The organism is Aquabacterium sp. NJ1 (assembly GCF_000768065.1).
Lineage (GTDB): Bacteria > Pseudomonadota > Gammaproteobacteria > Burkholderiales > Burkholderiaceae_C > Aquabacterium.
The window spans coordinates 4,202,831-4,224,392 of the sequence record NZ_JRKM01000001.1; the positions used below are offsets into that span (position 1 = coordinate 4,202,831).

Sequence of the window (21,562 nt, forward strand, 5' to 3'; positions counted from 1 at the left end):
GTGCTCATGACACCGTCCGACGTGAAAGCCACCCTGTCGTTTTCTGACGGCAGCCCCAGCATGGAACTGCCCATTTACAAGGGTTCTGTCGGCCCGGATGTGATTGACATCCGCAAGCTGTACGGCCAGACCGGCAAGTTCACTTACGACCCCGGCTTCCTGTCCACCGCTTCGTGCAACTCGACCATCACCTACATCGATGGCGACAAGGGTGAACTGCTGTACCGCGGCTTCCCCATCGAGCAGCTGGCCACCAATTGCGACTTCCTGGAAACCTGCTACCTGCTGCTGAACGGCGAACTGCCCAACACGACGCAGAAGGACGAGTTCGTGGCCCGCGTGTCCAACCACACGATGGTCAACGAGCAGATGCAGTTCTTCCTGCGTGGCTTCCGCCGTGATGCACACCCGATGGCCGTGATGACCGGTCTGGTGGGCGCCCTGTCGGCCTTCTATCACGACAGCACCGACATCAACAACCCCGAGCACCGTCAGATCGCGGCCATCCGCCTGATCGCCAAGATGCCCACGCTCGTGGCCATGGCTTACAAGTACTCGATCGGCCAGCCGTTCATCTACCCGAAGAACGACCTGTCGTACACCGAGAACTTCATGCGCATGATGTTCGCCACGCCTTGCGCTGACTACAAGGTCAACGATGTGCTGGTGCGCGCCATGGACCGCATCTTCATCCTGCACGCTGACCACGAGCAGAACGCGTCGACCTCGACCGTGCGTCTGTGCGGTTCGTCTGGCACCAACCCGTTCGCAGCCATCGCCGCTGGCGTGGCCTGCCTGTGGGGCCCTGCTCACGGCGGCGCCAACGAAGCTGCCCTGAACATGCTGGAAGACATCCAGCGCAACGGTGGCGTCGAGAAGATCGGCGAGTTCATCTCGCAGGTGAAGGACAAGAACTCCAACGTCAAGTTGATGGGCTTCGGTCACCGCGTGTACAAGAACTACGACCCGCGCGCCAAGCTGATGCGTGAGACCTGCCACGAAGTGCTGACTGAGCTGGGCCTGCAAAACGACCCGATGTTCAAGCTGGCCATGGCCCTGGAAAAGATCGCCCTGGAAGACGACTACTTCGTGTCGCGCAAGCTGTACCCGAACGTCGACTTCTACTCCGGCATCGTCCAGCGCGCCATCGGTATCCCTGTGCAGCTGTTCACCGCCATCTTCGCTCTGGCACGTACCGTGGGCTGGATCGCTCAGCTCAACGAAATGATCGGCGACCCCGAGTACAAGATCGGTCGTCCCCGTCAGCTGTTCGTGGGTTCGCCCAAGCGCGACGTCAAGCCCATCGGCCAACGCTGATCTGCTGCTGACCGCACATGAACAAAACCCCGGCTTGCCGGGGTTTTTTCTTTCTTGCCGGCTTCAAGTCGCCTTCGGGAGGGGGCTACGAACACCCCTGGTGTTCGCGTCTTTCAGCTCACCTTGTCAACAGACAGCGGCAGGGTCACGTAGATCGTGGTGCCTTGGCCTCGTGGCGACGAGATGCACAGCTCGCCGCCGACGGCCGCCACGCGTTCGCGCATGCCGATCAGGCCCAGGCCGCTCTGGTTCGATGTGCTGGTATCGAAGCCCCGGCCGTTGTCCTTGATCTCGATGCACAGCAGTCGCTTGTCCCGGCTCAGCCCCAGTTGAACCGATGCCTCGGTGGCATCCGCGTGCTTGACGATGTTGTTGAGCGCCTCCTGCACCACGCGATAGGCCGGCATGGCCAACTCGGCAGGCACTTCGGTCAAGGCCAGATCCTCGCTGAAGCTGAAGCGGCAGCGTGGGTGCACCTTGTCGTGGCCCCGCACCATTTCCTCTACGGCGCCAGCCAGGCCCAGTGTGTCGATCACTTCCGGCCGCAGGCTCTTGACGATGTCGCGTGTGCTGGCATACAGCGATTCGGCCGTGGCTGCGATGCGTCGGGCGCCTTTGGCCGTGTCCTCATCGCCGCTGGCCTGCGCCTTGGCGACCAGCGCCGCGGCCTCCAGTCGCACAGAGATCAGTGCGGCCCCCAGGTGGTCGTGGATGTCCAGCGCAACCCGTCTGCGGTCTTCTTCGACACGCGCATTGCTGTGGGTGATCAGGCGGCGCTTCTCGGCGTCTGCCTGCTGGATGCGTTTGACGGCTTCCTGCAGCTCCTTGGTGCGGCTGATCACCTGTTGTTCCAGGTCGTGGCGCGCGGCGTCGAGCGTGTCGGCCATTTGCAGGATGGTTCTTTGCAGCTCGCCGAGCTCGCCGGGGTGGTCGGCGTCCAACTGCACGTCGAAGTGCCCGGTCCGGATGGACCGCAGGGCTCCCATCACGGAGCTCAAGGTCTGGCGCAGGCGTCCGGCCAGCCACATCCCGATCAGGCAGCTTGCGATGGCCGCGCCCAGGACCAGGGCGCATGCCAGCAACAGCGCCTGGCGCCGCGCCTCGAAGATGGGCGTGGCCGAGACGGTGACCCGCACATGGCCCACCGTGCGCAGGCTGGCGTCCGTTCGCGCTGGTTTGTTGCTCGATGGTGGCTCGAACTGATCGGTGTCGGGCAGTGACTCGATGCGCACGGGCATGTCGTAGACACCAGACTGCTTGAAAGGCCTGGCCTGGCATTCCGACGCGATGACCTCGCGCTGCACGTTCGAGATCGAGATGCACAAGATGCTGGGGTCGGCGTGCAGCACCTGGTGCAAGGTGCTGCGCAGGTAGTCCACGTTGCCGGAGACCAGGCCGTACTGGCTGCTTTGGGACAGCGCCGTGGCGATCAGGCGGCCACGCTCGGCCACGTCGCGGTGAACGTCGCCTCGAGCCGTGACATACAGGGTGCCGGTCACGGCAACGAACATGAGGCTGGCAGGCAGCACGGCCACGGCCAGCAGGCGGGCCGCAATGCCCCAGCCTCGCCAGAAGCGCCACTTCATCCGGATCTCCCAGGTGGGTGCACGCCCAAGGCCCGCACCTTGTCCGTGATGGCGATGCCCAGGGAGCGGGCGACGTTTTCGTTGACGGCCACGCGCCAGTAGTGCGGGAAGCGGGGCTCGGGCAGGGCGTCATTGCCTGAAGTGCCCAGCCCTTCGATCAGATCGGCCAGATCGGCCACGATGTCGTCGACATCAGGGTAGGCCGACGCCAAGGTGCCGGCGGCCACGGTGGCAGCCGAAAAGCCGACCACGGGCATGCCGCGCCGGTAGGTCGATTCCAGGACGGCGCGCAGCGTGTCGGGCGTGTACAGCATGCTGTCGGGTACGGCCAGCAGCACCTGCGCGCCCGCCAGCCCGTTGAGCGCACGCACCGGGTCATGATTGGGGTCGGTCTTGGCGATCAGGATCTCCAGCGCGTACTGCTGCGCTGCTTGCCGCAAGGCCTTTTCAAGGTAGGCGGACGCATCAGACAACAGCACGCCCACCGTGACTTTGCGCTCGAACAGCGCGGCGATCAGCTGGAGCTGGGCGCTGGGTGAGGCGTCCGCATAGATGGCGGTAGCGGCCTCGCGCGGCAGGTTGGCGGCAAGGCGTCGGTAGGTCTGGCTGGAGGTCAGCACGGAGATCAGCGGCGATCGCAAGTCGGCGTTCAGGGCCCGGCGCAATGCCGCAGGCCCCAGTGTCACGACGGGCCCTGCGTTCTTGTGTGCATCCCAGACGGCCGGATCCGACTCGGCCAGCAAGGCCGGGTAACGCAAGCGCAGCGCCTGCAGCATCTGGCGCTGTGCCGACGGGTCAGCTGCCGTGACGATGCGCAACTCCTTGTTGGCCGACATCGCCAGCCGCGGCACGGCCCCCAGGCCCAGCAGCAACGCCAGGACGCGCCTGCGCATGGGCGTGATGGGCGGGGGCTTGGGGGTATGCACGTCGGGTGTCCGCTTGGGCGTTGTGGTGGCCGGTGCGGTTCAGAAAGCCACACGGACCGTGCCGTGCAGACTGAGCCGATCGTTGTAGCTGGACTGGTAGGCGCCAACACTGTAGAGATAGGTGTTGACGACAGGCGTGTGCAGGTAGCTCACCACCAGGGTGGATGAGCCCGGCAAGGTGCCAAGCCGGAAGGTGTGCGATGCGCTCAGGTCGGTGCGGGCGTATCGGCTTTCCTTGTAGCCATTGCCTGTTGAGCCGTAGCTCGCCAGGGACAGGCGCCAGTCATTCGTCAGCGCGTGCGAGAGCCCCAGGCCACCGCTGTGGCGGGCGTACTGCGTTGTCTCCACCGGGGTGCTGGCTTCACGGTTGAGCAAGAAGGCATAGCTCAGCCAGCTCGACCAACGGGGGGCGAAGTCCCAGTTGAGCTGGGTTTCCGCGCCGGTCAGCCTCACGTGACCCGAGTTGGAAATGGTCAGCGTCTCGAGTGCCGTGGTGGCAGACATCAGCTGGGTCAGCCGATCGTCGAACAGACGTGAGTCCAGGGTCAGGCCTGCACTGCGCACCATCAACAGATAGCCCAGCTCCAGCGACCGGATGCGCTCTTCAGTCAGGTTCGGGTTGCCGTCGTAGAAGTGAAAGCGCCCGGTGCTCGAGCCCATGACCAGTGGGGTCAGGCCGGTGACGGTTTCCGTCCAGTTGCTCTTGACCTCACCCAGGTCCGGGGTGCGCGTGCCTTGCGAGTACACGGCGCGCAAGGCCTGGTCTTCGCTGAGGTGGTAGTTCACCGCCAGGCGCGGCGAGAAGGTGCTGCGCCCCAGCGAGTTGGATTCACCGTAGCCGCCTACATTGAGTGTCGTGCTCGAGGTCGGGCGGTACTCGGCATGGCCAAACAGCCAGCGCACCGTGTTGCCCACCTGGCCGCCGAAGTAGGTGTCGCTGTCGGCAGACTGGTAGCGCAGCCCCACGCCGCCTACCAGCCGCAATGCTTCCGACACCACATAGGTATCCTGCACTTCAAGCTGTGTGCGGGTCTCGATCATGTTCTGGTTGGTGGCGCCACAAGCGGTCAGGAAACCACCAAAGACGCCGCCAACGGGCGCCAGGATGGTGTTGAGCTGCGTGGCAATCTGGCCATCTCGCATCGGATCGCCGGTCGACAGCGTCTGTGTGTCGATGATGTGGGCCAGGAGGCTGGCGTTCTCCAGGATGAAGGCACGGAAGTCCGGCACGAACAGGGCTTTGAACGGGCAGGTGAGCCAGGTCTGCTTGGTGCTGAGCTTGTCGTGGAAGCCCCTGATCTGCAGTTCATGGTTGGACGAGAGCGCGCGCGTCCATTTGCCGCTCAGCAGGGTTTCCGTGTTCTTGATGTCGGGCGCGGTGATCTGAAACACGTCCTGCACGTAGCCGACGTCGCGCTTGCCGTCCACGATGGCCGCTTGCAACTCCAGGGACGAAGCGGCCCCCAGATCGGTCTCGGCGCGCAGGTTCAGCCGCTGCACCCGGGTGCTGTCATGTGCGCCGCCGCGCAGCGTGATGTTGTCGTAACCGCTGTCGCGCTGGTTGTCCGCCGTGGCGTACAGGTGGGTGGCGCCCAGCTTGGTGGCCAGGCGCGCCGTGGCCCCGTTCTCGTGGTGCGAGCCGACCGAGGCCGAGACCATGCCCTGGTCCACATCCTTGGGGTGCTTGGTGAGGATGTTGATGACGGCCATCATCGAGTTCGGGCCGTATGCCGCCGAGTTGGGGTCGCGCGTCACCTCGATGCGGTCAACGTCTTCAAGCGCCACGGGCAACAGGGGCCAGTCCACCCGCGAGAAGCCGGGGCGGTAGGCCGAGACACCATCGATCAGCACGTTCAGGCGGCGCGGGTTGGTGGCGTCCGTGCCGTGGTAGTTGACCCGGTAGTCGTTGCCAGAGGCCCTGGAAACCGCCATGCCAGGGACCAGGCGCAAGGCTTCTTCGATGCGCGTGATGCCGTAGCGGCGGATGGTGTCTGCCGTGATGACGGTGACGCTGGCCGGGACGTCGCTGAGTGATTGGCGCAGGCGCGTGGGGGTGATCACCACAGGGTAGCGGAACTCGGTGGAGTCGATATCCTCGGCCGGCGGCTGTTGCGCCAGGCCCCTCTGGGGCAGCGCGATGGAGGTCATGGCCAGGGACGCCAGGGCAGTGGCCACGCTGGTTTTCATGCCTGTGCTGCTGTGGCCCGGGCGGTGCGTGGCCGGCACGCTCAGGGCTCGATCAGGCCGCACTTCACCGCCAGCAGGGTGATGTCCGCGGCACGGTGGATGCCCAGGTGATCCTTGATGGACTGGCTCGTGGTGCTGATGGTCTTGGGCGACAGGTTCATGCGCTCGGCGATTTCCACGTTGGTCAGGCCTTGCGCCATCAGCTTGAAGACCTCGATCTCGCGGGGTTGCAGGCGAGCCAAAGGGGATTGGTCCCCGTGCACGCTCAACATGGCCAGGCGTGCGGCGATCTCGGGCAGGAACACCGTTTCGCCCTGGTGGATCTTGAGAATGGCCTGCGCCAGATCGGCAGGGTCGGCGCTCTTGGGCACAAAGGCCTTGGCACCACGCTTGTAGGCTTCGCGCACGACCGTGTCCTGGTCGAATTGCGTGTAGATCGCGACGCGGCCGTCAGGAAAGCGGGCCAGCAACGATTGCAGCAGGTCCAGGCCACCAACGCTGGCGTCGCCAAAACGCAAGTCCAGCACGAGCACGTCAGGCTGCAAGCGGGCGTATGTGTCGATCACCGCGGTCGCCTCGCTGGCCGCCCCGACGACCGTCAGGCCATGGCGCGACAGCACGCTGGCCAGACCTTCCACGATCAAGGGGTGGTCGTCGGCAATCATCACCTTGATCGCGCTCATTGGTTTCTCTCCGTCACTGATTTGGCTTTATATGGGCATCTCCGGGATGCCGTTGCGTGCAAGGTGTCATCACTTCGCTACCTTGTGGCATCTTGGTGATGTCTGATTCGCCGGGAACCGGGCATTTTACAGCTTTGCCGCATGGTGAGGGGCGGGGCGTTGATCACCCTGCGTGCCGCAATCTTGTCCGAATATGCGGAATATCTCGTGACTTGGTTTCTTTGTGTTGCATCTATTTGCTACTTAATGGCAATTTGATTGGCTTTTTGTGGTGCTATAGTTGCACACAAGAAGAAAGTTTTAACGCTGTCAACCGGTTCTTGAGGGGGAGTGCGGCCGAAGAGTCGCCAGATCGCTCTGGGAGGGGCGGCAGAAGGGCATGTCCAGTCAATGGGCATGCCCTTTGTGCTTTCTGCGCGCCTTTTTCCGGGCTGCGATGCGTGCTTGGGTGCTCAAAACCCTTCCCACAAGGGAAACCCGCGCCCCTACGGAGCCATTCGTGCGTCCCGTGCCTTAAAATCGTCATCTTTTCCCTCTACAGGGCCCACCAGCCCTTTGCCCGACTGAGCATCATGGGACGCACCCTCTACGACAAGATCTGGGACGAGCACGTCGTCCATACCGAAGAAGACGGCACCGCCGTGCTGTACATCGACCGTCACCTGGTGCATGAAGTCACCAGCCCGCAGGCGTTCGAAGGCCTGGACATCGCCGGCCGCAAGGTGTGGCGCCTGTCGGCCAACCTGGCCGTGAGCGACCACAACGTGCCCACGACCGATCGCTCCGAAGGCATCAAGGACCCGATCTCCAAGCTGCAGGTCGACACGCTGGACAAGAACTGCGACCGCGTCGGCATCACGCAGTTCAAGATGAGCGACAAGCGCCAGGGTATCGTGCACGTGATCGGCCCGGAGCAGGGCGCCACGCTGCCCGGCATGACCGTGGTCTGCGGCGACAGCCACACCTCCACGCACGGTGCTTTCGGCGCGCTGGCCCACGGCATCGGCACGTCCGAGGTCGAGCACGTGCTGGCCACACAGACGCTGCTGGCCAAGAAGGCCAAGAACATGCTGGTCAAGGTCGAGGGGACGCTGACCAAGGGCTGCTCGGCCAAGGACATCGTGCTGGCCATCATCGGCAAGATCGGCACGGCTGGCGGCACGGGCTACACCATCGAGTTCGCCGGCAGCGCCATCCGCGCCCTGAGCATGGAAGGCCGCATGACCGTGTGCAACATGGCCATCGAAGCCGGTGCGCGCGCCGGCCTGGTGGCCGTGGACGACACCACGATCAACTACTGCAAGGGCCGCCCCTTCTCGCCCGCTGGCGTCGAGTGGGATCAGGCCGTGGCTTATTGGCGCACGCTGCATTCCGACCCCGATGCTGTCTTCGACACCGTGGTCGAACTCAACGCCAGCGAGATCAAGCCGCAGGTCACCTGGGGCACCTCGCCCGAGATGGTGCTGTCCATCGACGACCGCGTGCCCGATCCCGACAAGGAAAAGGACCCGGTCAAGCGCTCGGCCACCGAGCGTGCGCTGCAGTACATGGCGCTCGAACCCAACAAGGCCATCAACGACATCCTCGTCGACAAGGTCTTCATCGGTTCGTGCACCAACAGCCGCATCGAAGACATGCGCGAAGCCGCTGCCGTGGTCAAGAAGATCGGTGGCCGCGTGGCCTCGAACATCAAGCTGGCCCTGGTCGTGCCTGGCTCCGGCCTGGTCAAGGAGCAGGCCGAGCGCGAAGGCCTGGACCAGATCTTCAAGGCCGCAGGCTTCGAATGGCGTGAGCCTGGTTGCTCCATGTGCCTGGCCATGAACGCCGACCGCCTCGAGCCCGGCGAGCGCTGCGCCTCGACCAGCAACCGCAACTTCGAAGGCCGTCAAGGCGCGGGTGGCCGCACCCATCTGGTTAGCCCGGCCATGGCCGCTGCGGCCGCGATGCAAGGCCACTTCGTGGACATCCGCCGCATCGCCTGATCCCATTTGTCTTGTAGTTGGAGCGCCCTCACATGAAACGTCTGGCTGTTTTTCTGATCGTGACTTTGTCCATGCTGACGCTGTCGGCCTGCAACACCGTTCACGGTGTGGGGCAGGACATCGAGAAGGCCGGTGAGGCCATCTCCAACGCAGCGAAAAAGTAATTCACCATGCAAGCATTTCGCATTCACAAGGGCCTGGTGGCCCCGATGGACCGGGACAACGTCGACACCGACGCCATCATTCCCAAGCAGTTCCTGAAGTCCATCAAGCGCACGGGTTTTGGCCCCAACTTGTTCGACGAATGGCGCTACCTGGACGCGGGCGAGCCCGGCCAGGACCCGGCCACGCGCAAGCCCAACCCGGATTTCGTGCTCAACCAGTCGCGCTACAAGGGCGCCTCCGTGCTGCTGGCTCGCAAGAACTTCGGTTGCGGCTCCAGTCGCGAGCACGCGCCCTGGGCGCTGGACCAATACGGCTTTCGCGCCATCATTGCGCCCAGCTTTGCCGACATCTTCTTCAACAACAGCGTCAAGAACGGCCTGCTGCCCATTCAATTGAGCGAGTTGCAGGTCGACAATCTGTTCAATGAAGTCGCGGCCTTCCCCGGCTACGAGCTGACTGTCGATCTGGAGCGCCAGGTCGTGATCAAGCCCGATGGCACCGAGTTGCCTTTCGAGGTGCAGCCCTTCCGCAAGTACTGCCTGCTCAATGGCTTCGATGACATCGGCCTGACCCTGCGTCATGCCGACAAGATCAAGGCCTATGAAGCCGAGCGCCTGGCGCAAAAGCCCTGGCTGAACCACCGCATCGTCTAAACAAAAACATCCCTCGCTGAGACTCCATCATGGTCATGAAGATTGCTGTTCTGCCGGGTGACGGCATTGGTCCCGAAATCGTCACGGAAGCTGTCAAGGTGCTCAACACCTTGGACCTGGCTTTCGAGATGAAAGAGGCCAAGGTCGGTGGCGCCGCCTTTGACGCCCACGGCCACCCGCTGCCCGAGCACACCCTGAACCTGGCCATGGAGTCCGACGCCGTGCTGTTCGGCTCGGTGGGCGACTGGAAGTACGACAAGCTGGACCGCCCCCTGCGTCCTGAGCAGGCCATCCTGGGTCTGCGCAAGAACATGGGCCTGTTCGCCAACTTCCGCCCCGCCATCTGCTACCCGCAACTGACCCATGCTTCCAGCCTCAAGCCTGAGCTGGTCGCCGGCCTGGACATCCTCATCATCCGTGAGCTGACGGGTGACATCTACTTCGGCCAGCCGCGTGGCCGCCGCCAGTCGCCGGACGGCGAGTTCAAGGGGGCTGACGAGGCTTTCGACACCATGCGCTACTCGCGCCCCGAGATCGAGCGCATCGCCCACGTGGCCTTCCAGGCTGCCCGCAAGCGCGGCAAGCGCGTGACCAGTGTCGACAAGGCCAACGTGCTGGAAACTTTCCAGTTCTGGAAGGACGTGGTCACCGAAGTGCACGCCCAGTACCCCGACATCGAGCTGGACCACATGTACGTGGACAACGCCGCGATGCAGCTGGTCAAGGCGCCCAAGAAGTTCGACGTGCTGTTCACCGGCAACATGTTCGGCGACATCCTGTCTGACGCGGCGGCCATGTTGACCGGCTCGATTGGCATGCTGCCTTCGGCCTCGCTCAACGCCAAGGGCCAGGGTCTGTACGAGCCCAGCCACGGCTCGGCCCCCGACATCGCCGGCAAGGGCGTGGCCAACCCGCTGGCCACCATCCTGAGCGCGGCCATGATGCTGCGCTTCAGCCTGAACCAGGAAGAAGCCGCCAGCCGCATCGAGCGCGCCGTGCAAGCCGTGCTGGAGCAGGGCCTGCGCACGCCGGACATCTACAGCGAAGGCACCAAGAAAGTGGGCACCGTCGATATGGGCGAAGCCGTGGTGGCCGCCCTGAAATCGCAAGGTTAAGGCGCGGGCTGATGCGCGCCTCGGCGCGCACGCACAAGATTCAATTTGAAGGATAGAAAAATGGCTACGACTCTGGTTGGTTTGGTGGGCTGGCGCGGCATGGTCGGCTCCGTCTTGATGGACCGCATGCAGGCCGAAGGTGACTTCGACCTCATCGAGCCGATGTTCTTCTCGACCTCGAACGCGGGCGGCAAGGCCCCGTCGATGGCCAAGAACGAAACCACGCTCAAGGATGCCTACAGCATCGAAGACCTCAAGCGCTGCGACATCATCCTGACGGCTCAGGGTGGCGACTACACGACCGAGGTGTATCCCAAGCTGCGCGCAGCTGGCTGGAATGGCCACTGGATCGACGCCGCATCGACCCTGCGCATGAAGGACGACGCCGTGATCGTGCTGGATCCGGTCAACATGCCCGTGATCAAGAACGCGCTGGCCAACGGTGGCAAGAACTGGATCGGCGGCAACTGCACGGTCAGCTGCATGCTGATCGGCGTGGGTGCGCTGTACAAGGCTGGGCTGGTCGAGTGGATGTCCACCCAGACCTACCAGGCTGCTTCCGGCGGCGGTGCCCAGCACATGCGCGAACTGCTGACCCAGTTCGGCACGCTGAACGCCGAAGTGCGCTCGCTGCTGGACGACCCCAAGAGCGCCATCCTCGAGATCGACCGCAAGGTCATCGCCAAGCAGCGCGCCCTGACCGAAGCCGAAACCGCCAACTTCGGCGTGCCGCTGGGTGGCTCGCTCATCCCCTGGATCGACAAGGACCTGGGCAATGGCCAGTCCAAGGAGGAGTGGAAGGGCATGGCCGAGACCAACAAGATCCTCGGTCAAGGCGAAGGCTTTGGTTCACCCGCCGTGCCGGTGGACGGCTTCTGCGTGCGCGTCGGCGCCATGCGCTGCCACAGCCAGGCTTTGACCTTCAAGCTCAAGAAGGACGTGTCCGTGCAGGAGATCGAAGCCATGATCGCCGCCGACAACCCCTGGGCCAAGGTTGTGCCCAACACCCGCGAAGCCACGATCAAGGACCTGACCCCCGTGGCCGTGACCGGCACGCTGACGATCCCTGTGGGCCGTATCCGCAAGCTGGCCATGGGGCCGGAATATGTCGGCGCTTTCACCATCGGCGACCAGTTGCTGTGGGGTGCGGCCGAGCCGCTGCGTCGCATGCTGCGCATTTTGCTGAACGCGTGATTTGAATTAACCGACGTTGTTGGTGCATATTGGGCAAGCGCCAGCAACGTCTGGTCACAAAATCGGTGCCGAGCCTTGTTGCCCCAGGGCGACAATCTAACCCCCTAGTTTCACGCTGGACACTTGTTTCCGGCCTGAATCCGACCTTGGGGCGCTAGATCAGTAATTGCATGAGCTTGTCACCGTATCTGCTTGATGCTATTGTGTTTTCTGCTGCGTACCGTCTGCAGGTGCTGGCGCGTCTGTGGGTCGCTTTCCGATCCAGGGGTGCCATCGGTCGACACGCCGACCTCATGACGACTTGGGAGACGCCTTGAAAGATCATTTGTTGTCCGCTGGGTCAAAAGCCCAAAGTTCATTTGCCCTGAATAAGGTTGCGGTTGCCGCAGCCTTTTCTGCTTTGGCCGTATTGCCTGTTTCGACCTGGGCGCTGGGCCTGGGCAAATTGAATGTGCAATCGGCATTGGGCGAGCCCCTTCGTGCCGAAATCGATGTCACCAGCCTGACACCGGAGGAGGGCAGTTCCCTCCAGGTGCGCGTGGCCACGCCGGAAACCTACCGTGCCGCAGGCGTCGACTACAACCAGGTGCTGACAGCCACGAACATCGTGCTGCAACGTCGCACGGATGGCCGCCCGTATCTGCGCATCGTCAGCGACCGCACCGTGCAGGAGCCGTTTGTCGACGTCATCCTGGATCTGTCCTGGTCTTCCGGGCGCCTGGTGCGCGAGTACACGCTGCTGTTCGATCCGCCTATCAGCCGCGCCAGCACACAGACCACCTCGCCGGCCATTGACGCGCCTGCCCCCGCTCCCGCTCCCGCGCCTGCCCCCGCTCCCGCCGTGATGGCCGAACCTGTGGCCAAGCCTGCGCCCTCCAAGCCCGTGGCTGTCGTGCCGAGCGAGCCTTTGAAGGTTCGCAAGGGCAAGAAGGCCGCACCGGCCGCCTCTGAAGCGGCGAGTGCGCCTGCGCCAGCGCCGGCTCCTGCCGAGGCCGAAGCACCCGCCAAGGTCGCCCCGGCCGAGTCGACGGCCCCGTCCTCGCAGGCAGCAGACACCATCCGAGTCAAATCGGGTGACTCCTTGTCGCGCATCGCCAGCCGCGCCGCGCAGCCTGGCGTGTCGCTGGACCAGATGCTGGTGGGCTTGTACCGCAACAACCCGCAAGCTTTCCAGGGCAGCAACATGAACCGACTCAAGTCGGGCGTGGTGTTGAATGTGCCGACGGCCGAGCAGGTCAAGAGCGTTTCCAACGAAGAGGCGCGTCAGATCATCGTGGCGCAGAGCGCCGATTTTGCGGCTTATCGCCAGCATCTGGCGGGCGCCGTAACCGCGGCAACGCCAGAACAGCCACAGCGTCAGGCCAAGGGCAAGGTCGAGGCCGAAGTTCAGGACAAGAAGCAGTCCGAAACGCCTGCGCCCGACAAGCTCACCTTGAGCAAGGGTGGCATGTCCTCGTCGACCAAGCCTGGTGCCGAAGACCGCCTGGCCAAGAACCGCGCCAAGCAGGACGAAGCTGCCCGCGTGGCCGAGTTGTCCAAGAACCTGGATGACCTGCGCAAGCTGAAGGAAAAGAGTGCCGCGGCTTCTGCTCCAGCCAAGATCACGCCGCCGCCTGCGCCGGTAGTGGCCAGCAAGCCCGCACCCGCTCCGGCCCCCGTGGCGCCGAGCAAACCTGCTGCTGTGGTGCCGCCGCCCGCGCCCGCTCCGGCACCCGCGCCGGCTCCAGTGCCTTCCAAGCCCGCCGTGGTTGAGCCGGCTTCCGCGCCTGCCTCCGCCACGGTGGCCGAGGCTGTGGCCAGTGCCGCGTCCGAGCAAGCCTCTGGTGCCGCGACGGCTGCCGTGGTTCAGGCCTCTGCGCCGGAGCCTGTGGCCTCGTCCGCGCGCCCCAGGCTGCCTCTGCCGCCCGTCACGTCGGTGCCTGAACCCGAATCGCCGGGCTTCCTGGAGTCCCTCAACCCGATGCTGCTGGCAGCCGGCGGTGCCGCCGTCGCCCTGCTGGCTGGCGCGGCGATGTACTTCCGTTCGCGCCGCCGTGGTGACACAGGTGAAACGTCGTTCCTGGAAAGCCGTCTGCAGCCTGATTCGTTCTTTGGTGCCAGCGGTGGCCAGCGCGTGGACACCCGTGACGCCACGGGTGGACCTTCGTCCATGAGCTACTCGCTCAGCCAGCTCGATGCCATCGGTGACGTGGACCCTGTGGCCGAAGCCGACGTGTACCTGGCTTACGGCCGGGACCTGCAGGCCGAGGAAATCCTCAAGGAAGCACTGCGCAGCACGCCGGACCGCCTGGCTGTGCGTACCAAGCTGCTGGAGGTCTATGCCAAGCGCCGTGACACCAAGGGCTACGAGCAACTGGCTGTCCAGCTCTTCAGCCTGACCAATGGCCAGGGTGACGACTGGGCCAAGGCTCAGGAAATGGGCCTGGGCATCGATCCTGAGAACCCGTTGTATCAGCCCGGTGGCCAGCCTTCCGCTGCACCGCTGAGCATCGAGACGCCCAATGACATGCTGGGCGCCAGCACCATCCCGCATTCCGTGATGCCTGCCCCCAGCATGCTGGAGCCGGCTCCGGCTCCAGCGCCTGTGGCCGCCGTGGTACCAGTGGCTGCGCCGGTTGCCGCAGAGCTGCCCGCTGAGCTGGTTGACCTGGATCTGGACATTTCCGCGCCCATGCCGCTGGATGAGGTGTCTGACTCGGTTTCGCCGCACACCACGGAAGCGGGTGACCTGCCTCCGCTGCAATTGCCCGAAATCGAAAACACCGTGGCTGAACCCAAGTCGTCCACTCAGGACACGGGGCCCATGGATCTGCCCAAGATCGATGCGGGCGTCTCGGCTGCCCCGTCCGCCGATGGCGGTCTGGACTTCGATCTGAACGTGGACCACAAGCCTGCAGCCTCCGCCGCGCCCGCTGCGGCCTTCGACATGGGCAGCATCAGCCTGGATCTGGACGCCCCTGCGCCCGCGCCAGCCGCTGCTGCCGAGCCTGAGGACGACTGGCTGGCTGCCACGACCAATGCGCCGTCTTCGGTGTCTGCCGACCCGATGACCCGCAAGTTCGAACTGGCCGACGAGTTCCGTCAGATCGGTGACATGGATGGGGCCCGCGAACTGCTCCAGGAAGTGCTGGAGAACTCGCAGGACGCCAACTTGAAGTCCAAGGCGCAAGCCATGCTGGACAGCCTGGGTTGATGGCGCATGCTGGATGATGATCCGGGGTTGAAGGCGCAGGCCTTCTCCTCGGTTGACCACCGATCCAGTGAAACAGGGGCGACCCGGCGGGTCGCCCTTGGTGTTTCTTACCTGGGGTGCGCGTACAAAGGCTGGCAAAGCCAGCCCGGCGGCGGCACGGTGCAGGACACGCTGGAGGCGGCGCTCAGCACCTTCGCGACCAAGCCGATCAAGGTGATGTGCGCAGGGCGGACTGACGCGGGCGTGCATGGCATCAACCAGGTCGTGCACCTTGATACCGATCTGGCCAGAGCGCCATTTTCCTGGGTGCGCGGCACCAACACCTTCTTGCCCAAGGACATCGCCGTGCAGTGGGCTGCTGAGGTGCCCTCGCGTTTCCATGCACGTAACAGCGCCATCGGTCGGCGCTACGCCTACATCCTGCTGGAGGCACCCGTGCGCCCGGCGCTGGAATCCGGGCGTGTCGGCTGGGTCTTCAGGCCCCTGGATCTGGCAGCCATGCAGGAGGCGGCATCGCACCTGATCGGCGAGCATGACTTCTCATCCTTCCGGTCCTCGATGTGTCAGTCGCCCACACCCGTCAAGCTGCTGCGCGAAATCCGCATCACGCGCACGGCACTGCCCAGCCGGCCGGTGCAAGCGGCGTCGTTTGACGGTTCGGTGCCCGATGTCTACCCGGAAGCAGGGCAGGGCCCCATGTCCACCCTGGATGGCCGTGGCGCCTATTGGCGCTTCGATTTCGAAGGGCAGGCCTTCCTGCATCACATGATCCGCAACATCATGGGCTGCCTGTTGGCGGTGGGGACCGGTACCAGATCGCCCTCGTGGGTGCAGGACGTGCTGGCTGCGCGCCGTCGCGAGGTGGCGGCCCCAACGTTCGCGCCTGACGGCCTGTACTTTCTTGGCCCTACTTATGACAAGGCATGGGGCCTGCCCAATGTGACGCCTGCACTGGCCTGGTTGCCTGGCGCTTGACATCAGTTGATGTCGATTGACGACAATTGGTGCCACTTTGCTTCGATGGAGCAGGTTTGGCGTCGCTGGCCACCGGATCCGGAGGCGGGAGCCTCGTCCGGCTATTGAATGACTCGAAGACATCGGCCCGCGGCGCTTCGGCGATGCCCTGGCCATTGTCGGTCGCGACGAGAGGGCGCCGATCTGGTTCACCTGTGCCTGCGATTGACCAGGTTTGCAGGAGGGGGAATCAGGGTTGCGGACGCTGGTGGATCGTCGCGACGCGGCTGAGTGCTCGCCTGACGCGGCGCTTTTTGAGAAAATGCCCTCACCGACACCGATGAGCTGCCAGCCAGCGCTCCGACTGGATGCCTTTGTCCCCTGAACACCGCACGCGGATCAAGATCTGCGGTCTGACCCGTGAAGCCGATGTGGATGCCGCCGTCGAGGCAGGTGCCGATGCCATCGGTTTTGTGGTCTATGAAAAAAGCCCCCGCTACGTGAGTGCCGCGCGTGCCGGTGAACTGGCGCGCCGTTTGCCCCCCTATGTCATGCCGGTTGTGCTGCTGGTCAATGCCTCGGCCGACCTGCTCCAGCAGGCCTTGCAGGCCGTGCCCAACACCGCGCTGCAGTTCCATGGCGACGAGACACCCGCACAGTGCGAGTCGGTCCGCCGGCCCTACGTTCGGGCGGCGCGGATGGCCCCCGGTTTCGATTTGTTAGACTTCGCCCTGGCTTACCCCAGCGCCCAGGCTATGTTGGTGGACGCTCACGTAGATGGCTACGGTGGGGGAGGCCAGGTATTTGACTGGTCCCTGTTGCCAAAACAGCTGCCTCGTCCCATGATCCTCTCGGGTGGTTTGCACCCGGGTAATGTGAAGGATGGGGTTGTCAGCGTGCGGCCATGGGCTGTGGATGTGAGTTCTGGTGTGGAAGCGGGCAAGGGCATCAAGGATGCCGCGCTGATGCGCCAGTTCTGTCAGGCCGTGCGGGCGGCCGATCGGCAGTGTGCCGAAGCCGCATGAGCGCGGAGCGCTTCACCTCCCAAGGTGTCGGCCCCGCATGGTGAGTTCATTGAGAGTGACATGCTGAATTACAACCAGCCCGACGCCAAGGGCCATTTCGGGCCCTACGGCGGCACCTTCGTCTCCGAGACCCTGATCCACGCGCTGAATCAACTCAAGGACGTCTACGAGCACTATCGCCACGATGAGGCCTTCAAGGCAGAGTTCCGTCGCGAACTGGCCCACTTCGTCGGCCGCCCCAGCCCGATCTACCATGCGGACCGCCTGAGCCGCGAAGTCGGCGGCGCTCAGATCCATTTCAAGCGCGAAGACCTCAATCACACCGGTGCGCACAAGGTCAACAACACCATTGGTCAGGCCTTGCTGGCCAAGCGCATGGGCAAGCCCCGCGTGATCGCCGAGACCGGTGCCGGCCAGCACGGTGTGGCCACGGCCACCATCTGCGCACGTTATGGCATGGAGTGCGTGGTCTACATGGGCGCCGAAGACGTCAAGCGTCAGTCCCCCAATGTGTACCGCATGCACCTGCTGGGCGCCAAGGTGGTGCCGGTCGAATCCGGCAGCAAGACCTTGAAGGACGCGCTCAATGAAGCCATGCGCGACTGGGTCACCAACGTCGAGAACACCTTCTACATCATTGGCACGGTGGCTGGCCCCAGCCCGTACCCCGCCATGGTCCGCGACTTCCAGAGCGTGATCGGCGAGGAGTGCCTCAAGCAGATGCCTGACCAAATCGGTCGCCAGCCTGACGCCGTGATCGCCTGTGTGGGCGGTGGCAGCAATGCCATGGGCATCTTCTACCCCTACATCCCGCACGAGGGTGTGCGCCTGATCGGCGTGGAAGCCGCAGGCGAGGGCGCTGACAGCGGCAAGCATTCCATGTCGCTGCAAAAGGGCGTGCCGGGCGTGCTGCATGGCAACCGCACCTACCTGCTGCAGGACGCCAATGGCCAGATCACCGAGACGCACTCGATCTCGGCCGGCCTGGACTACCCCGGCGTGGGCCCCGAGCATGCCTACCTGAAGGACATCGGCCGCGCCGAGTATGTGGGCATCACCGACAAGGAGGCGCTGGAAGCCTTCCACCGCCTGTGTCGCACCGAGGGCATCATCCCTGCGCTGGAGTCCAGTCATGCGGTGGCTTATGGCATGAAGCTGGCCGCCACGATGCGCCCTGACCAGCACGTGCTGATCAACCTGTCCGGTCGTGGTGACAAGGACATCGGCACCGTGGCCGACCTGACCGGCGCCGAGTTCTACTGCCGCCCGTCCTGCCGTGGTCAATCGGTGAAGGGGGGCTTGGCATGAGCGCCCACGCCAAAGTGATCACCCGCCTGGACAAAACCTTCGCCACGCTGAAGGAACAAGGCCGCAAGGCCCTGATCCCCTACATCACCTGCGGTGACCCGTACCCCGAGAAGACCGTCGAGCTGATGCTGGCGATGGCCGAAGCCGGTGCCGATGTGATCGAGTTGGGCGTGCCTTTCTCGGACCCGATGGCCGACGGCCCCGTGATCCAGAAGGCGGCCGAGCGCGCCCTGGCCAAGGGCATCTCGCTGACCCACGTGCTGGAGGACGTCAAAGCCTTCCGCACGAAGAATGCCGACACGCCCGTGGTGTTGATGGGTTACGCCAACCCCATCGAGTGCTATGACCTGCACCACGGTGCGGGCAGCTTCGTGCGCGAAGCCAAGGCCTGTGGCGTGGACGGCGTGCTGGTGGTGGACTACCCACCCGAAGAGTGCGAAGAGTTCGCGGCCCGCTTGAAGGCGGCCGACCTGGCGCCCATCTTCCTGCTGGCGCCCACCTCGACCGAGCAACGCATGGCCGATGTGGGCCGTGTGGCGGCGGGTTATGTGTATTACGTGTCGCTTAAGGGCGTGACGGGTGCTGGCCACCTGGACACCGCCGCCGTGGCCGACATGGTGCCCCGCATCAAGGCGCATGTGAATGTGCCCGTGGGTGTGGGTTTTGGTATCCGCGACGCAGAGACCGCCAAGGCGGTGGCTGCTGTGTCGGACGCCGTCGTGATCGGCTCGCGCATTGTCCAGTTGCTGGAAACGCAGACGCCGGACACGGTGGTGGCCGCCGGGCGAGGTTTCATTGCTGAAATCCGCACGGCCCTTGATTCTTTGAAAGGCTGATCTCCATGAGCTGGCTTGAAAAACTGCTACCCCCGAAGATTCAACCGACCGACCCTTCCGAGCGTCGTTCGGTGCCGGAAGGGCTGTGGGTCAAGTGCCCGTCGTGTGAAACGGTGCTCTACAAGAACGACCTGGAAGCCAATGTGAACGTGTGCCCCAAGTGTGGCCACCATCACCGCATTGGCGCCCGTGCTCGCCTGGACGCTTTCCTGGACGCTGAAGGCCGCTATGAACTGGGCCAGGAAGTGCTGCCCGTTGATGCCCTGAAGTTCCGAGACAACAAGAAGTACCCCGATCGCCTCAAGCAGGGCATGGAAGCCACTGGCGAGACCGATGCCCTGATCGTGATGGGTGGTTCGGTGCACAGCATTCCGGTGGTGGCGGCCTGCTTCGAGTTCGACTTCATGGGCGGCTCCATGGGCTCCGTGGTGGGCGAGCGCTTCGTGCGTGGTGTCGAGGCCGCGGTCGAGCAGAAAACGCCGTTCATCTCGTTCACGGCCACGGGTGGTGCCCGCATGCAGGAAGGCCTGCTCAGCCTGATGCAGATGGCCAAGACCAACGCCGCGCTGACCCGCCTGGCCAAGGCCCGACTGCCCTACATCAGCGTGCTGACCGACCCGACGATGGGCGGCGTGTCGGCCTCGTTCGCCTTCGTGGGCGACGTGGTGATTGCCGAGCCCAAGGCCCTGATCGGCTTTGCTGGCCCCCGCGTGATCGAGAACACCGTGCGTGAAGTGCTGCCCGAGGGTTTCCAGCGCGCCGAGTTCCTGATGCAAAAGGGCGCGGTCGACATGATCCTCGACCGCCGCGAGTTGCGCTTGGCCATCGCGCGCCAGCTGGCCATCCTGACCCGCCAGCCGGCCGATGCCGTGTCGGCCTGAGCATGAGTTGGTGACGTCGCTGAACCAGAATCCGGCTTGACCCCACGCCAGCGGGCAAGTCGTTCTGGCTTCAACATGCGGGCTGCCTTGTGATGCAGCCCGTTTTATTTTCTGTTTGAGTTTGCCGTTTTGGCCCCCATCTTGGTCATCTAGCCATGAGTCAGCTCCCCAACACCTCCGCCGCCACGCCTGCCACATTGGACGAGTGGCTGGCGCATTGCGAGCGCCTGCACCCTGTTGCCATTGACATGGGGCTGGAGCGCGTGGGGGAGGTCTGGCAGCGCACCGGCATCACGCTGGGTACGCCGATGGGGCGTGAAGACGAGGACCTGGAGGGGCCGGTGGTGTTCACCGTGGCCGGCACCAATGGCAAGGGCTCGACCTGCGCCATGCTGGAGGGCATCTTGCTGTCGGCCGGGTTCAAGGTGGGCGTATACGGCTCGCCCCATCTGGTGCGTTTCGAGGAGCGCTGTCGCATCGGTGGCGAGTTGGTCACGGCGGCCGATCTGGTGCCGCACTTTGCGGCCATCGAAGCGGCGCGGGGTGAGACAGCACTGACGTACTTCGAGTTCACCACGCTGGCGATCCTGCGTTTGCTGGCCACGTCAGGGCTGGACGCCGTGATCCTGGAGGTGGGCCTGGGCGGCCGGTTGGATGCGGTCAACGTGATCGACACCGACTGCGCCATCATCACCAGCATCGACCTGGATCACATGGACTACCTGGGCCCGGACCGTGAATCGATCGGCCGGGAGAAGGCCGGCATCATGCGCGCAGGGCGCCCGGTGGTGGTGTCCGACCCGCAGGTGCCGCACAGCGTGGTGGCCCGTGCGGAGGAGCTGGGCGCCGATCTGTGGCTGTTCGGGCGTGACCACAACTACGCGGGCGACCGCCAGCAATGGTCCTGGGGTGGGCGAGCCAAACGTTTCAACGGCATGGCCTACCCGGCGCTGCGTGGCGCCAACCAGTTGCTCAATGCTTCGGGCGTGCTGGCGGCGCTGGAGGCCATGCGCAATCGCCTGCCGGTGTCTGCTCAGGCGGTGCGCACCGGGCTGGCCACGGTAGAGTTGCCTGGGCGTTTCCAGATCATCCCGGGGCAACCCACCTTGATCCTGGACGTGGCCCACAACCCCCATGCCACCGCCACCCTGGCCGTCAATCTGGACCAGATGGGGTTTTATCCGCGCACGCATGCGGTGTGGGGCGCCATGTCCGACAAGGATCTGGGGGGCATGATCGCCAAAATGCGCCCCTTGGTGGATGCGTGGTACTGCTGTGATCTGCCGACGGCGCGCGCGGCTGGCGCGGCCGAGCTGAAACAGGCGATCGAGGCTGAAATGGCCGCACATCCGCTGGCCACGGCCCCCAAAGCGACCGTTTCCACGCATGCTGATCCGATGGCGGCGCTCAAGGCCGCGCTGGCCGCGGCGGACCCGACGGATAGAATCGTGGTCTTTGGGTCTTTCTATACCGTAGGCGGTGTTTTGCACGATGGCTTGCCCAAGCTGAATGCGCCGCATATGCCTGCTGCCTGAGCCCCTTTTTTCGTCTGACAGA

Annotated in this window: 17 protein-coding genes; 13 read left to right on the forward strand and 4 right to left on the reverse strand. The window is 64.3% G+C overall.

All coding sequences use genetic code 11. From position 1 onward, the window contains the following. The first annotated feature begins 6 nt into the window (after positions 1 to 6). On the forward strand, positions 7 to 1,317 hold the full coding sequence (gltA, locus tag JY96_RS18010) for a citrate synthase (RefSeq protein ID WP_035039559.1): 1,311 nt from the start codon (positions 7 to 9) through the stop codon (positions 1,315 to 1,317). Between the two features lie 113 nt (positions 1,318 to 1,430). Here gltA and JY96_RS18015 read toward each other — a convergent pair whose 3' ends face one another. From JY96_RS18015 to JY96_RS18030, 4 genes are read right to left on the reverse strand one after another with little or no spacing between them, the layout of a single operon-like run. Further along, positions 1,431 to 2,903, reverse strand: a complete 1,473-nt coding sequence (locus JY96_RS18015; RefSeq protein ID WP_035039561.1) for an ATP-binding protein — start codon at positions 2,901 to 2,903, stop codon at positions 1,431 to 1,433. Further along, positions 2,900 to 3,829: a hypothetical protein gene (locus JY96_RS18020; RefSeq protein WP_152606564.1), complete on the reverse strand. Its 930-nt coding sequence runs from the start codon at positions 3,827 to 3,829 to the stop codon at positions 2,900 to 2,902. Before JY96_RS18020 ends, JY96_RS18015 begins: the two co-directional genes overlap by 4 nt. A gap of 39 nt (positions 3,830 to 3,868) precedes the next feature. Continuing rightward, the gene (locus JY96_RS18025; RefSeq protein ID WP_152606565.1) at positions 3,869 to 6,016 is read right to left on the reverse strand and encodes a TonB-dependent siderophore receptor; all 2,148 of its coding nucleotides are present in this window, start codon (positions 6,014 to 6,016) and stop codon (positions 3,869 to 3,871) included. 41 nt (positions 6,017 to 6,057) lie between these two features. Continuing rightward, positions 6,058 to 6,699, reverse strand: coding sequence for a response regulator transcription factor (locus tag JY96_RS18030; protein WP_035039564.1), 642 nt, complete (start codon positions 6,697 to 6,699; stop codon positions 6,058 to 6,060). Between the two features lie 572 nt (positions 6,700 to 7,271). Here JY96_RS18030 and leuC point away from each other — a divergent pair. From leuC to folC, 12 genes are all read left to right on the forward strand, one after another. Further along, on the forward strand, positions 7,272 to 8,681 hold the full coding sequence (leuC, locus tag JY96_RS18035) for a 3-isopropylmalate dehydratase large subunit (protein WP_035039566.1): 1,410 nt from the start codon (positions 7,272 to 7,274) through the stop codon (positions 8,679 to 8,681). A 32-nt stretch (positions 8,682 to 8,713) separates the two neighbouring features. Next, positions 8,714 to 8,845: an entericidin A/B family lipoprotein gene (locus JY96_RS18040; protein ID WP_035039567.1), complete on the forward strand. Its 132-nt coding sequence runs from the start codon at positions 8,714 to 8,716 to the stop codon at positions 8,843 to 8,845. A gap of 6 nt (positions 8,846 to 8,851) precedes the next feature. Further along, positions 8,852 to 9,499: a 3-isopropylmalate dehydratase small subunit gene (leuD, locus tag JY96_RS18045; RefSeq protein ID WP_035039569.1), complete on the forward strand. Its 648-nt coding sequence runs from the start codon at positions 8,852 to 8,854 to the stop codon at positions 9,497 to 9,499. Between the two features lie 35 nt (positions 9,500 to 9,534). Then, positions 9,535 to 10,614 carry a 3-isopropylmalate dehydrogenase gene (leuB, locus tag JY96_RS18050; protein ID WP_035039571.1) on the forward strand — a complete coding sequence of 360 codons (1,080 nt, stop codon included), beginning with the start codon at positions 9,535 to 9,537 and terminating at the stop codon, positions 10,612 to 10,614. A gap of 60 nt (positions 10,615 to 10,674) precedes the next feature. Continuing rightward, positions 10,675 to 11,808: an aspartate-semialdehyde dehydrogenase gene (gene asd, locus JY96_RS18055; RefSeq protein WP_035039573.1), complete on the forward strand. Its 1,134-nt coding sequence runs from the start codon at positions 10,675 to 10,677 to the stop codon at positions 11,806 to 11,808. 400 nt (positions 11,809 to 12,208) lie between these two features. Next, positions 12,209 to 15,001, forward strand: a complete 2,793-nt coding sequence (locus JY96_RS18060) for a FimV/HubP family polar landmark protein (RefSeq protein WP_235333973.1) — start codon at positions 12,209 to 12,211, stop codon at positions 14,999 to 15,001. A 6-nt stretch (positions 15,002 to 15,007) separates the two neighbouring features. Next, positions 15,008 to 15,976 (forward strand): tRNA pseudouridine(38-40) synthase TruA, encoded by a 969-nt coding sequence (gene truA, locus JY96_RS18065; protein WP_081961393.1) that lies wholly within the window; start codon positions 15,008 to 15,010, stop codon positions 15,974 to 15,976. 347 nt (positions 15,977 to 16,323) lie between these two features. Next, positions 16,324 to 16,980 carry a phosphoribosylanthranilate isomerase gene (locus JY96_RS18070; protein WP_035039576.1) on the forward strand — a complete coding sequence of 219 codons (657 nt, stop codon included), beginning with the start codon at positions 16,324 to 16,326 and terminating at the stop codon, positions 16,978 to 16,980. Positions 16,981 to 17,040: 60 nt separating this feature from the next. Next, positions 17,041 to 18,288 carry a tryptophan synthase subunit beta gene (gene trpB, locus JY96_RS18075; protein WP_035043551.1) on the forward strand — a complete coding sequence of 416 codons (1,248 nt, stop codon included), beginning with the start codon at positions 17,041 to 17,043 and terminating at the stop codon, positions 18,286 to 18,288. Positions 18,289 to 18,305: 17 nt separating this feature from the next. Continuing rightward, positions 18,306 to 19,124, forward strand: a complete 819-nt coding sequence (gene trpA / locus JY96_RS18080; RefSeq protein WP_035043553.1) for a tryptophan synthase subunit alpha — start codon at positions 18,306 to 18,308, stop codon at positions 19,122 to 19,124. A gap of 5 nt (positions 19,125 to 19,129) precedes the next feature. Continuing rightward, complete coding sequence (gene accD, locus JY96_RS18085; RefSeq protein ID WP_035039578.1) at positions 19,130 to 20,005, forward strand: acetyl-CoA carboxylase, carboxyltransferase subunit beta; 876 nt, start codon at positions 19,130 to 19,132, stop codon at positions 20,003 to 20,005. Positions 20,006 to 20,160: 155 nt separating this feature from the next. Then, on the forward strand, positions 20,161 to 21,540 hold the full coding sequence (gene folC, locus JY96_RS18090) for a bifunctional tetrahydrofolate synthase/dihydrofolate synthase (RefSeq protein WP_052162702.1): 1,380 nt from the start codon (positions 20,161 to 20,163) through the stop codon (positions 21,538 to 21,540). Positions 21,541 to 21,562: the final 22 nt, after the last annotated feature.

What these genes read in the sequence shown, in the direction of transcription:
- JY96_RS18030 (WP_035039564.1), bottom strand. Translation starts at nt 6,699, where the DNA reads ATGAGCGCGATCAAGGTGATGATTGCCGACGACCACCCCTTGATCGTG.
- JY96_RS18040 (WP_035039567.1), top strand. Translation starts at nt 8,714, where the DNA reads ATGAAACGTCTGGCTGTTTTTCTGATCGTGACTTTGTCCATGCTGACG.
- folC (WP_052162702.1), top strand. Translation starts at nt 20,161, where the DNA reads ATGAGTCAGCTCCCCAACACCTCCGCCGCCACGCCTGCCACATTGGAC.
- truA (WP_081961393.1), top strand. Translation starts at nt 15,008, where the DNA reads ATGCTGGATGATGATCCGGGGTTGAAGGCGCAGGCCTTCTCCTCGGTT.
- JY96_RS18070 (WP_035039576.1), top strand. Translation starts at nt 16,324, where the DNA reads ATGCCTTTGTCCCCTGAACACCGCACGCGGATCAAGATCTGCGGTCTG.
- gltA (WP_035039559.1), top strand. Translation starts at nt 7, where the DNA reads ATGACACCGTCCGACGTGAAAGCCACCCTGTCGTTTTCTGACGGCAGC.
- asd (WP_035039573.1), top strand. Translation starts at nt 10,675, where the DNA reads ATGGCTACGACTCTGGTTGGTTTGGTGGGCTGGCGCGGCATGGTCGGC.
- accD (WP_035039578.1), top strand. Translation starts at nt 19,130, where the DNA reads ATGAGCTGGCTTGAAAAACTGCTACCCCCGAAGATTCAACCGACCGAC.
- JY96_RS18025 (WP_152606565.1), bottom strand. Translation starts at nt 6,016, where the DNA reads ATGAAAACCAGCGTGGCCACTGCCCTGGCGTCCCTGGCCATGACCTCC.
- JY96_RS18015 (WP_035039561.1), bottom strand. Translation starts at nt 2,903, where the DNA reads ATGAAGTGGCGCTTCTGGCGAGGCTGGGGCATTGCGGCCCGCCTGCTG.
- trpB (WP_035043551.1), top strand. Translation starts at nt 17,041, where the DNA reads ATGCTGAATTACAACCAGCCCGACGCCAAGGGCCATTTCGGGCCCTAC.
- leuB (WP_035039571.1), top strand. Translation starts at nt 9,535, where the DNA reads ATGAAGATTGCTGTTCTGCCGGGTGACGGCATTGGTCCCGAAATCGTC.
- leuD (WP_035039569.1), top strand. Translation starts at nt 8,852, where the DNA reads ATGCAAGCATTTCGCATTCACAAGGGCCTGGTGGCCCCGATGGACCGG.
- leuC (WP_035039566.1), top strand. Translation starts at nt 7,272, where the DNA reads ATGGGACGCACCCTCTACGACAAGATCTGGGACGAGCACGTCGTCCAT.